Origin of the sequence: Actinomadura sp. 21ATH, from assembly GCF_041951345.1 — a bacterium.
Lineage (GTDB): Bacteria > Actinomycetota > Actinomycetes > Streptosporangiales > Streptosporangiaceae > Spirillospora.
Genome location: NZ_JBGNUR010000009.1, coordinates 181773 through 197709, shown reverse-complemented (window position 1 = coordinate 197709; position 15937 = coordinate 181773). Strand labels below are relative to the sequence as shown.

Annotated in this window: 2 protein-coding genes; both read left to right on the top strand. The window is 76.1% G+C overall.

Features of this window, described 5'->3' with window-relative positions; genetic code table 11:
• Positions 1–3: 3 nt before the first annotated feature.
• Complete coding sequence (locus ACA361_RS25615) at positions 4–15132, top strand: hypothetical protein (RefSeq protein ID WP_375015812.1); 15129 nt, start codon at positions 4–6, stop codon at positions 15130–15132.
• Positions 15129–15902: a hypothetical protein gene (locus ACA361_RS25610; protein WP_375015811.1), complete on the top strand. Its 774-nt coding sequence runs from the start codon at positions 15129–15131 to the stop codon at positions 15900–15902. The genes ACA361_RS25615 and ACA361_RS25610 overlap by 4 nt, the downstream gene beginning before the upstream one ends.
• Positions 15903–15937: the final 35 nt, after the last annotated feature.

The window sequence follows — 15937 nt, the reverse complement described above, 5'->3', positions numbered from 1 at the left end:
CCCATGGGAATGGAGATCCCCGACTCCCTTCTCTGGCTCGAATGGATCGTCGGGTCCGACTGGCCCGAAGGCGACGAGACCGCGATGCGCCGCTGCGCCGAGGCGTGGCGCGAGGCGGGCATCGAGATCGACGCCGTCGTCGACGAGCTGACGGCGGCCGCCACCAAGGCGCTGGCGAACGTCCGGGGCGAGGGCGCCGAGACCTTCCGCCGGAACTGGCAGGGGTACGTCGACGTCGACCCCCTGGTCTTCCCCAACCTCGTCCAAGCCTGCGAGCAGCTCGGCCAGGCACTGGACGGCGGCGCACTCGAGATCGAGTACGCCAAGTACATGTTCATCGCCCTGCTGATCATCACGGCGATCGAGATCATCATGCTGATCCAGGCCGCGTTCGCCACGTTCGGCGCGGCCGCGGCCGGGATCCCCGCCGTCCAGATCAGCGCGCAGCTGGCCAGCCGCACCATCGGGCAGACGCTGCTGAAGACGCTGGCCAAGCACATCATCATGGGCGTCATCGAGGGCGTCGGGCTCGACCTGGCCGTGCAGGGCCTGCAGATCGCCCTGGGCAACCGCAACGGCGTCGACTGGCAGAAGACCGGCATGGCCGCCGTGGACGGCGCGATCGGCGGCGCCCTGTCCGGCGGCATCGGCGCCGGCCTCGGCAGGACCGGACTCGGCGACGCGGTCGGGGACAGCGTCGCGCAGTCGGTCATCAAGCACACCGTCAAGGACGCGATCGCGGAGAGCGCCAGCGGGGTCGGCTCGGCGGTCGCCTCGGCGGCCATCACGGGCGAGCCGCTGACGGGCGAGGCGCTGGCGAAGGCGGCGACGTCCGGCGGTTTCGGCGGCGCCGTCGGAGGCGCCCGCGACGGCCTCAACCTGCGCCTTCCGGACGCGGACGTCCGCGTGGCCGGCGGCGACCCGCCCGGCGACCCCGGCGGCGACCCGCCCGGCGATCCAGGCGGCGATCCCGCGGGCGACCCGAGCGGCGGCGACCCGGCAGGCGATCCAGGCGGCGGCGGCCCAACGGGCGGCGGCCCGACCGGCGGCGGCCCGAGCGGTGCCGATCCAAGCGGCGGCGGTAACCCCGGAGGCGGCGACCCGAGCGGCGGCGGGGGCGGGGGCGACAACGGCGCGCTGCCCCGTGGCGGAGGCGACAACGGAGCCCTGCCCAGAGGCGGCGACCCCGGTGGCGGCGGCCCGTACCAGACGGTCGGCGACAACGGCCCGGGCGGCGGGACCCCGCAGAGCGCGGGCGACACCGGCGGCGGCAACCGCATCGCGGCGCTCCTCTCCGGCGAGTCCGGCGGCGGTGGCGGCGGTGGCGGCTCCACGCTCGCCGGCGGGGGCGGCACCGACACCGGTGGCGCGGGCGCGTCCCCCACTGGCGGCGGCGCACCCGCGGCCGGGACCGGCCCCGCGGGCGGCGGCGCGCCAGTAGGCGGTGCCGCCGCAGGAGGCGCCCCCATGGCCGGCGCCCCCATGGCCGGCGCCCCCGTAGCGGGCGCACCGGCCGCCGGACCGGCCCCCGGGAACGCCCCGGCGGCCGGCGGCCCGCCCGGCGCCGCGACTCCCGGCGCCGGTGGACGCGGCGGGCCCGGAGCCCCCACGACCGGGCAGCCGGGCGGCACGTCCAGGAGCGACACGCCGTCCACCTCGACCGGCAACGACGCGGGCCCACCGCCCGAGGGCACCGGCCCCCGCCTCCAACCAGATGCGAGCGCGCACGCGGCAGACGGCACGACCGACCCCGCCGCGGCGGACGGGCAGGACGCGCCGGGCGCCGTCGGGATCTTCCCGATGGGCGGCCAGCCGGGCGGCGCGAACGTGCCCGGCGGCGGTACGGGCACGCCCGGAAACCCCGGAAACCGACCCGCGGACGGCGGCCCCCGCCCGGTCAGGGACGAGCCCACCACCCCGACCGGCATCGGCATGCCCGAGCCCACGCCCGAGACCGCGCGCACGGAGACCGGCGAGCCGACCCGGACCACACCACCCACCACTCCCGAAACCCGCCCGGAGACCGGGCCCCCCACGCCCACGTCCCGCCCGGAGACCGGGGCCGGTGCGCCCGGAACGCGCCCGGAGGCCGAGACTTCCGCGCCCGGGCCGCGTCCGGAGAGCGAAGTTGGTGCGCCCGGGGCGCGTCTGGAGAGCGAGGTTGGTGCGCCCGGGGCGCGTCTGGAGAGCGAGGGCGATGCGCCCACGTCTCGTTCGGAGGCCGAGGCTGGTGCGTCCGATGCGCGTTCGGGAAGCGAGGCTGGTGCGTCTGCGTCGCGTCCGGAGAGCGAGACCGCTGCGCCCGGGCCGCGTTCGGAGAGCGAGCCCGCTGCGCCTGGGGCGCGTTCGCAGGGGGAGGCTCCCTCGATTGCGGCTCGTTTGGATGGTGAGACCGGTGCGTCCGGGTCGCGTGCGGAAGCAGAGACGGCCGCGCCCGGATCTCGTTCCGAGGGCGAGGGGCCCGCGCCTGCGTCTCGTACGGACGGTGAGGTCGGGGGTGATGGGCGGCGGGATGTCGATCCGCTGGCCGAGGACGCGGCGCCGCCCGATGTGTACGACGAGTTGTCCGGCCGGCACGGGCGCGGCACGGTCGACGCCGCGGTCGACGGCGTCATCCAGGACTTCCGCGGCTCGTGGCGGAACGCGTACAACCAGATCGCGACCGTCGACCTGGCGTCGTCCCGGCTGTTCTCGGCGGGGGACCATGAACCGATCAACGCGGCGCTGAACTCGGGGGACCGTGCCGCGGCCGGGCCGTACGCCGGGCAGATCCGGTCCCATGACGGGGTGCTCGCGGCGCTGCCGCCCTTCGAGGGGCAGGTTCTGCGGACGGCCGACCTGGATCCGGCGCAGATCGCCCGGTACCGCGAGGGCGCGACCGTGCGCGAGCCGGGCTTCGTGATCGGGACGCTCGATCCGGGCGGGCGGCCGCGCGGCAACGCCGAGTTCGTCATCCAGTCGCGCACCGGCCGGGCGGTCGGCCCGGCGATCGACCCGCGGACGGGCGCCGTGCACTTCCCCCGCGGCACCGCGTTCGAGGTGACGCGGGTGGAGGATCTCGGCGACGGCCGTACCCGCATCCACATGGCCGAGGTCGACGAGGCCCGGCTGCCGGGGGACACGCAGGACGGGCGCGGGCAGGCGAGCGGTACGGAGCCGTCCGGTACGCGGCCGCGCGACACCGACGGCACGCGCGATGACGACGGTCCCGCGCGGGACCGGGACGCCGACGACCGCGAGCGGCCGCCCGCCGACGAGGATTCGCCCGCGAGCGAGGAGCCGCGCGGGCCGCGGCCGAGCATCGACGACCTGATCCCGCGTACGCAGGCCGAGGCCGAGGCCCGCCGGGCGGAGATCCTGGACGCTCTCAAGCAGGAGCTGGAGCGGACCTACGGCCCGTACACGATCAGGCTGGACGAGGAGAGCAGCACCGTCCAGGAGGGCGCGCTCTTCCTGCGCGGCGGCATCTACGACGGCGACCAGAGGGTCGGCCACTGGGGGCGTGACCTGCGGCGGGAGCGGGGGGACGTCCTCAGCGCCCACCACATCAGCCAGTTCATCACGTCCGAGTCGAACAAGGGCAGGGGCTTCTCCAACGCCTTCAACCACCACCTGGAGGGCTGGTACCGCGAGTCCGGCGTCGAGCGCGTCCACCTCAAGGCGACGAACGACGGCCGCGTCGTCTGGGCCCGCAAGGGCTGGGACTTCGCGCACGAGACCGAGGCCGACCAGTTCATCGGCGCGCTGCGGCGGGAGACCGAGCGGCTCGGCGAGTGGCTCGATACGAACGTCCACAACCGGGACATCAGCGACGAGCAGTACGAGCGCGCCGAGGACGACTACGCGGCGGCCCGCGATCTGCTGAGGCGCGCGGACCAGAACGACTTCGGCTCCGCCGGCTTCCCCCGTGCCCAGGAGATCGCGCAGCTCGGCTACCGGCCGGGGATGGGCCGCACGGACTCCTGGCTCGGCAAGCAGGTCATGACCACGACGGACTGGCACGGGGTCAAGCACCTCGGCGCACCGGACCGCGACGGCACCGGGCCCGGTTCCGACTCCGCCCGCCCCGCCGACGAGGCACCGGCCGCGCGGCGCCGCCGCGACGAGGCCGCGCAAGGGGACGAACCGACCCGGCACGGCCGTGCGGACGACCCGGCCCCGGACCGGCAGACCGACGGCTCCCACGCCCACCCGCCGGCCCGGGACGTTCCCCCCGGCCTGCCGCCCCATCTGCACGACGTCTGGCGCAGCAGCGTCGCCACGGAAGGCGGCAGGACGTTCCACGGCACCCGCGACCCCGGCGCGCCGCCGCCGGTGCGGGCGCGGATCGGGAACGGCTACGCGTTCGACGCGGTGGGCAACAGGTTCGGCCCGGTGGTCGGCGGGCAGCGGCTGACGCCGTCCGACGTGGCGGACCTGGTCCGGGCCGACCCGGCCTGGAACGGCCGCGACCTGTACTACCTGGTGAGCGACGCGGGGAACGGCCCGCGCTTCACCACCGAGGTCGCGCAGCGGCTCGGCGTACGGGTGATCGCCCCGAGGGGCGTGGTCGACTTCGACGCCGCCGGCCGGCCGCGGTCCGGCGACTGGAGCGTGGTCGACCGGAACGGCCCGGCCGGGAACGCCCCAGCCCGGCAGCCGGCCCGCCCGGCGGACACCGGGCCGAGCCAGGCCCGCCAGCCGGCCCATCCCGCGGACACCGGCCCGAGCCAGGCCCGGCAGCATGCCCACGGCGCGGCGCCGGACGCTCCGGGCGCCGCCAGGCCCCCGCACGGCGGCGCCCCCCAGCGCGGCAACGGCGTCCAGGACCTGCCGCCGCAGGCGCAGCGGCTGCTCGACGAGACCGCGACGCGGGCGACGGGACGGCCGTTCCCGCGCACCGGGTACGCCCTGCCGACGATCCTGAACGGGCTGGAGAACGAGTACAACTCCGCCTGGACGCTCGCCGGCCTCAACAACGAGAACGGCCGACTCCCGACGGCGCAGCGGCTGCGCGACATCTGGGCGAACCCGAACCTCACGCAGCAGCAGCGCGCCCTGCTCCACCACGTGCTGTCCTCCCCGGATCCGGACGCCCGGATCCAGGCCATGGGACGGAGCGCGCAGCAGTGGAGCTCGCTGTACCGGGCGCTGGGCACGCGGCCCACGGTCGAGGCGCTCGGCGGCCGGCCGGGGCCGGGGCCGGGCGCGGGACCGCGTGCGGACGACACGCCGCTCGCCCGTTCGGCGGGCGACGACCCCGCCGGCGGGGACGACACCGCGCCCTCGCGCGACGGTGATCAGGACGGCGCCGGGGAGCAGCCGCCCGAGGGGCTCCCCGCCGGCCTGCACGACCTCTGGCGGTCGAGCACCGAGACCCCGGGCGGGCGCGCGTTCTACGGCCCGGGCGAGCAGCCGCACCGCGACGCGGCCCGCCGGGTCCCGCCCGACCCGAACCGGTTCATCCTCGACATGCACGGCGACGCGAACGGCGTCCGGGTCGGCGATCGCCGCCTCAGCGTCGACGAGGTCGCCGACCTGATCCGCAACGACCCGAACTGGGACCGCCGCGAGATCATGCTGCTGTCCTGCGAGACGGGCGCCGGCGACTTCGCCCGCCAGCTCGCCGACCGGCTGAAGGTCCCGGTCACCGCCCCGAACCGGCTCGCCTGGTCGGACCGGGACGGCAACGTCTACGCCTCCACGAGCACCTCCACCGACCGGGACGGCAGGCCGATCCCCGACCACCCGCCGAACGGGGCCTGGACGACCTTCCACCACGACGGGAGCGAGGCGCCCGCCGGCCACGACGGCAACGCCCCCGGCCACCCGCACCCGGCGACGGAGCCGCCGCCACCCCACCCGGCGAACGCCAACATGCCGCACCAGCAGACGGACTGGGATCCGCCGCCGGTCGGCGGGCAGCGGCCGGAACGGATCGTGCTCAACCCCGGGCAGCGGATCGCCGACCGGCAGGACCTCCAGCCGAACCGCCTCTACCACGTGTACGAGCGGACCGCGTCGGGCGCGAACGTGCTGCGCACCATCGCCTACACCGGCCCCGCGGACGCCGACGGCCACGGGCGGGTCACGCACGTCACCACACCGCCGGTCGACCCGAACCGGACGCCCCCGTTCGACGAGAGCCGGCAGTACGCCCCGCCGTTCAACCCGGACGCGAACGCCGACTTCACGAGCCCGGCGCCGGGCGTCACCCACCGGGTCGACCTGGGAATCGGTTCGCCGCACCTCTTCGAGGGCGTGGCGGACGACGGGCGCACCCCGCCGGCCACGAACTTCGACCCGCGGGACCGTCCGCACGACGAGGTCCGCGGTTACGACGTCGACCGGCAGGGACCGTACTCGGCGCAGCCGGACCTGCCCAAGAACAGGCGGATCGCCGTCTACGACTCGCGGGGCGAGCTGCACGGCATCTTCTGGACGAACGAGCGCGGCGAGATCGAGCACGTCAGGACCTGGTTCGGCAACAACAGGATCGGGTTCAACCCGGAGCTCGGGATCAACCTCGACCACGACGTGCCGCGCCCGAACGCGCACTACATGGTGGAGCCGCGCGACCGGTTCGCCACGCTGGACCCGGCCGACTTCGACCCGATCCCCCGGGTCCGCGGCGGTGACCTGCGGGATGACGGCGTCCACGATCTGGGCGGGACGTTCCTCTACCAGACCGGCGACCGGGGCCACACGATCGCGGCCACCGGGCAGCCCCTCTACGGCATGTCGCCCGACCAGCGGCACGACATGCAGAAGATCGCCGGTTACGACGGGAAGGCGGAGTACCGCAACCCGCTCGACCGCCGGACCTCGCCGTTCAACGGCGGCCACATCTTCCCGCACGAGGGCCTGGGCCCCGGCGAGGGCATCAACTACTTCCCCCAGGAGGGCCGCACGAACCAGGGGAGCTGGCAGGGCGACCTGCCCCGGCCCCTCACCTGGCGGCGGATGGAGGAGTACCTCGCCCAGCTCGACAACCGGAACATCCAGATCGAGCGCTTCGACTTCCACCCCGAGCCGAACGACCCGCGCCGGACGCCGGTGGTCGTGCACGCGCGGTGGACGCAGGTCGACAACAACTACAACCCGCCCGTGGTCACCACGCACTACCGCAGCTTCCACAACCTGACCGCGCAGACCCGGCACCTGCACGGCGTCTTCCTGCCGAACCCGGAGCCGGACCTCCGCCCGGACCCGGCGAGCCCGGCCGTGGCACGCGCCGCGGGCGACGACGGGCCGCCGCCTCCGGACGGCGGCGCGGACAGGGACCTGGCCCCCGACCTGCGGGACGCCCTGGACCACTTCGCGTCGAACCGGATGCACGCCGCGCTGCTGCATCCCAACGCCGACCCCGGGCCCGGCCTGGACCACCTGCGGTTGCAGCGGTACACGGCCCAGCGGCTGACCGACCTGAACGACGGCGTCATGCCGGGGGCCGACGACGTGGCCCGCCTGCTGCTGCGGCCGAACCTCGCGCCGATCGACGGCATCGTTCTGCGCGACCTGGCGTCCGATCCGGCGGGTGCCGCGCGCCTCCACCAGATGGCGGTGGACGCCCGGCGCCACGACGACCTGCGGGCGATCCTGGGCGAGAAACCGACCCGCGACTCGTTCAACGCGATGCGGGACCGGCTCGACGACGCGCTCGCCCGGCCGATCACCGAGCCGGGACAGGTCGTGCGCGACCTGGACGATCCAGGCGCGCTGCGGCTCGCCGAGGGCGGCATGCTCGGTGCCCGGGACCCGCGGTCCCTGGTGGGGACGGTCCAGACCGAGCCGGGGTACGTGTCGATCCCGCCGCACGACCCGGATTCAGGCGACGGCCCGCGCTCCAACTACCGGCTGCGGCTCGACGTGCCAGAGGGCGCTCAGGGCGTCCGTACGGCGGACGGCGGGCTGTACCTGCCGCGCGGTACCCGCTACGAGATCACCGGTGTCGAGGAGCGCGGCGTGGACGCCGCCGGCCGGCCGATCTACGAGATCACGGCCACGGTCCTGCCGTCGGCCTTGCCCGACCACCTGCACGACACCTACCGGAACAGCGAGCGCGTCCAGTCCGGCCGCGCCATGTTCGCCGAAGGGGACGGGCTGCGGGAATCCAGCCGGCGGGTGCCGGTCGACCCCTCCCGCTTCTACCTCCAAGCGCACGCAGACCGGCAGGGCCTGGCCTTCGAGGGGCAGCGGCTCAGCGTCGACGACGTCGCGGCCATCATCCGCCGCGACCCGAACTGGATGGGCCGCGAGGTCCTCCTGCTGGCGTGCGACAGCGGGGCGCCGCCGTCCGCCGAGGGGCTGCCGGGCGGCCGCCCGTTCGCCGCACAGCTCGCCGAGCGGCTGGGCGTGCCGGTCACCGCGCCGGACACGTACGGCTGGGTCGGCCAGGACGGCAGTGTCCAGGCCTCGACGCCCCAGGTGGAGCAGAACGGGCAGACGTACCCCGCCTACCCGCCGGACGGCCGGTGGATCACCTTCCAGCCGGACGGCACCCACCGGGTCGTGGCGCAGGGCCCGGCCCCCGGGCACCGGCCGTTCGGCACGGGGACCAGCGCGGACAGCAGCCCGACACCCCCGGATCACAGCGCCGCCCCGACCGACGGCACACCCGCCGGCGGCACCCGGGGGGACGGCACGCCCGCAGACGCCGCCTCAACCGATGGCGCGCGGGCGGACGCCGGTGGCCGGGCGCCGGTCACGTTGCGGCTCAGGCCCGACGAGCCGATCGCCGGCCGTACGGACCTGGAGCCGAACACCACGTACCGCGTCGTGGAACCCGGCGCCGGCGGTACGGACGCCGTCCGCACCATCGCCCGTACCGGCGACCGGGACGCGACCGGGCGGGTCCCGGTCACGCACGCCGCCACGCCGCCGGTCGAGCCCGGCCGGCCGGTCGCGGACCCCAACGGCAACATCGACCTCACCGGGCCCGAGCCCGGCGTGACGCGCCGCGTCGACCTCGGCGTCGGCGAGCCGCGGACCGTCCGGGACGACGGCCACGACACGGCCGGCGACGGCGGAGAGCGGCGGACCCCGGACGGCCTCGCGCCGTCCGAGCCGCAGCCGGGCCCGCCGCCAGGAGAGCCGCAGCCGTACCAGCCGAACGCCGGCCCGACCCCCGGCCATGCCCCGGCGGGGCTGCCTCCGCACGTCCACGACCTGGCACGCCTCGTCACGGCGGACCCGGAGCTGGGCCGCCGGCTGGCCGACCACCCCAACCTCCGCAGGAACCTGGACCAGCTGCGGCTGCAGGACTTCGCCGCACGGCGCCTGGCCGCCCTCAACGGCGGATACCTGCCAAGAGCGGCCGACCTGCACCGCATCCTCCAGGACCCGAACCTCCCGCCCGCGGACCGCTTCTTCCTGAACGACCTGGCCTCCGACCTGAACACGGCGGACCAGCGGCTCCGGCAGTTGCGTATCGACGGCATGCGGTACCTCGAACTCGGGCGGATCCTGGGCGAGCAGCCCACCCCCGAGGCCGTCGCGCGGCGGATGGGTGAGCTCGACCAGTCGCTCGGCCGGCGGCTCCCGTTCCCGACCCGGGCGGTGCGCGACCTGGGCGACCCGCGGGCGCTCCGGCTGGCCGACGGCCTGCTCGGGAACAGGGACCCGCGGCTGCTGGTGGGGACCGTCCAGACCGAGCCGGGCGCCAGCGTGGCGGTTCGGCAGGCCGAAGGGGACGTTCCGCCGAACTACCGGCTCCTCCTCGACGTGCCGCCGGGTTCGGCGGGCGTCTGGCAGCGCGGCAGCCTGTACATGCCCCGTGGCATCCGCTACCAGATCACCAGCGTCGTGCCGCGCGGCCTGGACGCCGAAGGCCGCCCCACCTACGACATCACCGCCACGGTGATCCCGTCCGCGCTGCCGGACCACCTGCACGGTGTCTGGCAGGGCAGCTCGGCCCTGCCCGCGGGCCGGACCCTGAACGACCCGGACGACGTCGCCTACGCCCCGACGTTCAACATCCCGCCTTCGGCCGACCGGTACGTCCTCGTCGGGCACGGCTCGCCCAACTCGATGAGCGCCGGCCGGCACACGATGCTGACCCCGGACGACGTCGCGGCCCTCATCCGCAACGACCCGGACTGGAACGGGCGCGTCGTCGTCCTGTACTCCTGCCACACCGGCTCGGACGCCGGTCAGCCGCCGTTCGCGGCGCTGGTGGCGCAGCGCCTCGGCGTACCGGTCATCGCGCCGAGCACCCTCGCCTGGCACGACGCCGCCGGCAACCTGTACACGACGTCCGCCGAGCGCCAGCCGGACGGAAGCTGGACCCGAGAGTGGCCGCCGAACGGCCGGTGGACCACGTTCCAGCCGGACGGCACCCACTTCGTGGCGAGCACCGGGTACGCGCCGGGCCACCGGCTCCCCGACCCCGTCTACGGAGTCGTCCCGGGCCCGACCCCGCCGCCGGTGGTGTGGGACCCGCCGGCCCGCTCCGACCGGTCGCCGGTTGGGCTCCGGCTGGGCCGGGACGAGCGGATCGCCGACCGCACGGACCTCGTCCCGAACTCCGTTTACCACGTCTGGGAACCCGGACCCGACGGCGCCGACGTGCTCCGCTCGATCGCCTACACCGGCGACCGGGGACCTGACGGCCGGGTGGCGGTCACGCACGTCACGACGCCGGCCCCGGATCCGCACCGCCCGGTGGTGGACCCCAACAACAACATCGACGTCACCGCGCCGAGGGGCGGGGTGACCTACCGCGTCGACCTCGGCACCGGGCAGCCGCACCTGTTCCGCGGCCCCGACGGCGCCGACATTCCCCAGCCTCCGCGCGGCGCGCCGCAGGTACCCGCCGGCGACCGTCCCGACCCGGGCCACACCGACGAGGGCCACGCCGTCCAGGACGGCACGCCCCCGCGCGCGTCCGCCCCAGAGCCCACGACCTCGCCCACTCCGGCGAGCACGGCCGCGGACGGCCCTGAAAGCACAAGCTCGCCCACTTCCGGGACCACGGCTTCGGACGGTCCGGCGAGCGCGAACGCGGATGGTCCTGAGAGCACGGGCTCGCCCACTTCCGGGACCACGGCTTCGGACGGTCCGGCGAGCGCGAACGCGGATGGTCCTGAGAGCATGGGCTCGCCCACTCCGGAGATCGCGACTTCGGACGGGCCGGAGAGTGCGGGGTCGGACGAGGCTGAGAGTGCCGGGTCGGACGGTGGGTCCGGTGGGCCGGAGCGGGTGCAGGTCACGCGGGACGAGGCGGACTTCCCGCGGCGGCTTCACGATCTGCTGCTGCGCCTGGTCGCCGATCAGGGGCCGGACCCCGCGGCGGGGCCGGGGGTGCCGACGCGGCTGCAGAATCTGCTGCGCGAGCTGGCGGCCAATCCGAGGCTGGAGCGGTTCCTGCGCTCCGACTCGCGCGTTCAGGCGTACCTGGACCATCTGCAGGGCGAGCGGTACCTGGCGCGGAACCTGGCCCAGCTGAACCAGGGCTATCTGGGGCAGAGCGGTCCGCCGCGGCTGACCGACCTGGCCGAGCTCGCGCGGCGGCCCGACCTCACGCGGCTGGACCGGCACGCGCTGCGCGCCGTGCTGGACGACCCGGAGCCGGCGGCGCGCTACCTCCGGATGCTGGCGGACGCCCAGCTCGGCGAGGACCTGCACGCGTTCTTCGGATCGTCGCGGTGGGACTTCACGCCGCTGCTGGACGATCTCCAGCGGGCGGTGACGGAGCCGCTCGGCGAGCCGGGGCGGACCGTCCACGATCTCGACGATCCGGGCTTCCTGCGGCTGGCCGACGGCGAGGCGCTCGGCGACCGGGACCCGCACCTGCTGGTGGGGACGATCCAGACTCAGCGGGGCGTCGTGTCGAGCGCGCTGACGGACGAACCGGCCGCGGGCGGGTCCTCCCGGTTCCGGGTGCGGCTGGACGTGCCGGAGGGCGTGCGCGGCGCCCGGACGGACGACCGCCTGTACCTCGGCGATCCGCGATACCGCGTCACCGGCGTCAGGGAGATCGGCCGGGACGAGCAGGGCCGCCCCCGCTACGAGATCACGGCCACCGCCGAGCCGCCGGTGCTCACCGAGCGCAACCGCAGGTTGTACGAGGCCAGCCAGGGCATCCACCACGGGCGGATGCTTCTCAAGCCCGACGACCCCTACGCGGTCACGATGCCCACCGTCCGGTCGGATCCGCACCGGTACCGCTTCACCGCGCACGGCAGCCCCTCGACGGTGGGGTACGGCTTCACGTCGATCGGCGCGCCCGGGCTCGCGGCCCTGATCCGGCAGGATCCGGAGTGGCGCGGCCGGCCGGTGACCCTGGACGCCTGCGACGTCGGCAGGGACACGCTCGTCGACCGGATCGCCCGGCTGCTGGGGCTGGCCCCGCCGGGGCCGATCGCGGCGAGGCTGGCCAGGGAGCTGGGCGTCCCGGTCACCGGGCCGAACCACACCGCGTACACCGACGCGGCGGGCCGGAGCTACAGCACGTCCAGGCGCTACGGCCTCTTCGGTGCGCCGGTCATGCCGCCGGACGGCGACTGGATCACGTTCAATCCGGACGGCAGCCGTTCGGTGGCGAGCCACGGCTACGAGCCCGGGTTCGCCGTCTGGGATCCGCCGGTCGGTCCGGGCCCGGCACGGGAACCGGTGGCGATCAGGTTGGGGCCGGACGAGCGCGTGACCGACCGGACGGACCTGCGGCCGAACACGACGTACATGGTCGCGCAGACCGGCCCGGACGGCGTGGACACCGTTCGTTCGTTCGCCTACACGGGCGACGGGGACGCGGGCGGGGCCGCCCGGGTCACCCATGTCACCACGCCGCTGGCCGACCCGTTCGGGCCGGTGCCCGACCCGAACGACAACGCCGACTTCGCCGACCCGGTGCCCGGCGTGACCTACCAGGTCGACCTCGGCGTCGGGGAGCCGCACGTCTTCCGCGCGGAGGACGGCGCGGACGGGCAAGGGGACGGCGACGCTGACGGTGCCGCGCCCCCGCAGCGGCGCGCCATGTCGGACGAGATGATCCGGCGGATCCTCGACGCGCTGGACGTGCGCCGGATGCTGGACGGCGCGGGCGATCTCGGCGGGCCGCTGCGGGAGCGGCTGAGCGAGTCGCTGCCGTACCACCCCGACCTGGCCCGCGTCCTGGCCGGTGAGGGCCTCCGCGGCGAGGAGGCGGCGGTGCGGGAATCGCTGCTGGCGAACCCGCGGACCCTGTACGACCTGCTGTCCGGCCCCGAGACGGACTCGCCGGAGTCCGCGGCCGGCGAGCCCTCCAGCGGTGACGGCGGCGAGCCTCCCGCCGGGGACGGCGCGGCGGGACGGAACGACGGCGGCGACGGCGACGGCGACGGTGACGGTTCGCCCGCGGGCAAGGCCCCGGGGCCGCTGCACGGCCTCCGGTCGCGGCAGGACGAGCCGTGGGACCAGATGTGCGGCACCTGCGGCGAGCGGCGCGTGACCGGGTCCGGGCCGTGCCGGTTCGGGGCCGAGTGCCCGTTCGGGGACTACCCGTACAAGGGGGACCGCCTGCCGCGGGGCGGCGACCCGGCGGAGGAGGAGAAGGCCGCGCGGGAGGCGGCGCACGCGGAGGCGGAGCGGCGCGCTTCGACCTACGGCTGGTATGAGGAGCCCACCCCGGGCCAGGGGACCGGTGCGGGGGACGCCGGGCCGGGCGCCGGGGACGGTGTCCCGCCCGACCTGCCCGCCCACCTGCAGGACGTGTACCTCGACAGCATGCGCACTCCCGCGGGCCGCGCGTTCTACGGGATCGACGAGCCGGCGATGCGGGACGCGGCGCTGGTGGTGCCGAGCCGTTCCGACCGGTACACGGTCGACTTCCACGCCGGGCCGGAGGGGCCGCGTGCGGGCGGGCGGACGCTGAGCGCGGACGACATGGCCGCGCTGATCCGCAACGACCCGAACTGGCACGGGCGGGACGTCGTGGTGAACTCCCGCGGTGGCGCCGATTCCTTCGAGTTCCGCGCTCAGCTGTCGCAGAGCCTCGGTGTCAGCGTCCTCAGTTCGGTGGACGGCGACGCGGGCCTGTCCGGCGCCGGTACGGCCGGCGCGGAGCCGGCCGGCGCGGAGCCGGGCGGGGAGGGCGGCGGGTTCGTCGTGTACCCGTACTCCGCGCCCGCGGGGACCGCTGCCGCCGCCCCGGCAGGGAACGCCCGCACGCAGGGTCCGGCGCGGCCCGGCGACCGGAAGCCGGGCGCGCCCGAGGCGCCGGCCGAGTCCTCGCCGCAGGGGGCGCCGGCCGCCGTCCAGGGCGCGGCGGCCGGGGAGACCGCCCCGGTGCCGCGCCCCCGGGCCGCGGCCGAGTGGTCCGATCCCGCCGAGTACGGCGGCAGCGCCCTCGACCGCATGTACGGCGAGCTGCCGCAGGAGCTGCGCAACGCCGCCTGGCGGTACGTGACCGAGGCGATGCCCGACGCGTTCTTCCGCCTCGGGACGGTGGACGCGGCGCCGCACCTGGACCGCATGGCCCGCTCGCACCGGGCCGTCGAGCGGCTGGCCGGACTCAACGGCGGGCGGATGCCCGCGTCCAGGGCGGAGCTGCTGAAGATCCGGGAGCGCACCGACCCGCGCGACGGCGGGCACGGGCTGGTGGACGGGCTGCTGACCGGCCCGGTCCGGTCCCTGCGCGGCATGCTCGACCAGCTCTGGAACGACCATCTGGAGTGGGAGAGGTTCCGCGGCTACCTGGGCGAGGACCCCACGGCGGACGCCTTCGCGCGGCGCGTGGCCGAACTCGACCGGGCCCTGGAACGGCCGCTGCCGGAGCCGCTGCGGGTCGTCCGCCCGCTGCCGGAGATGTCCTACCTGGTGGCAGCAGACGGCCGGCAGCTCGGCCCGCGGAACGCCGCGGAGCACCTGACCGGGACGGTCCAGTCCGACGGCACGCCGACGATCGCGCGGCTCGCACCACCGGACGGGGCGCCCGCGGCCGCGGGCGCGCCGCAGGGGTCGCGGCTCGTGCTGTCCGTGCCGCGGGGCGCCGGCGGGCTCTGGCTGGGCGGCGCCGGGCGGCCGGAGCTGCTGCTGCCGCGCGGCACCCAGTACATGATCACGAAGGTGGCGCGCGCCGGCGAGGCGTGGGTGCAGCTCCAGGACGCCCGCCGCGTGCGGCGCGCGGTGTACGAGGCCGAGGCCGTGGTGATCCCGCCGGGGGTGCCGTCATGACCGTCACCCCGCCCGCTCCCGGCTACGCCCGCTGGACCCGGGAACCGGTGATCTACTTCGAGGTGCTGCTGGGCGGCCGGCCGATCGGCCGGCTGTGGGCCTCCCGGGAGCATCCGGCGGCCGGTTTCCTGTGCGACCCCGCCGCCCCGGAGGCGCCGGCGGCCGCCGAGGTCTGGGAGGACCGGCTGGCCGAGGCGCACGGCCGGCGCGAGCCGGCGGTGGAGGCGGTCCGGCGGTGCCGCGGCACGGCCGAGCAGCCCGGCCGCGGGGGCGTTCCGGCGAACGCGGTGGAGCAGGCCGCGCCGAGCCTGGCCGCGCTGTACGAGCTGGCCGAGCCCGGCGTGCCCGCGCCGCAGGGGCCGCTGGTGCAGGACGGCCGCTTCCCCGACGGCACGCCGGCGGACCGCTCGCTCGGCTCCGCGGCGCCGTACAGCGTGCTGCCCGCGAGCTACCCGGTGACCGCCTCCGGGCCGGTGACGTGCCTCCCGGTGACCCGGCGGAACGCGCTGCTGGGGTACGTGTGGGCGTCGCAGGACGGCCGGTCGGCCGGCTACCTGCCGTGCGCCGCCGCGGGCCGCGACGGGGAGATCGCCGCCGGCCTGTGGAAGCTGTGGCTGAGCCGGTCGTACCAGGCCCGCCTGTCCTCGGTGGACGCCCTGCGGCGGTGCGCGGCGGCCCCGGCGGACGAACTCGCCGGATACGTCGGCCGGGACGCCGCCGAGCGCGCCCTGCCGGACCTGGACGCGCTGCGGCGCCTGGCCCGGGGATGAGCGGCCCGGGGATGGGGGGCCGGCGGCGGGCGCTG

Excerpts from the sequence above, each read along its gene's own strand:
- ACA361_RS25610 (WP_375015811.1), top strand. The coding sequence starts at position 15,129 with ATGACCGTCACCCCGCCCGCTCCCGGCTACGCCCGCTGGACCCGGGAA.
- ACA361_RS25615 (WP_375015812.1), top strand. The coding sequence starts at position 4 with ATGGGAATGGAGATCCCCGACTCCCTTCTCTGGCTCGAATGGATCGTC.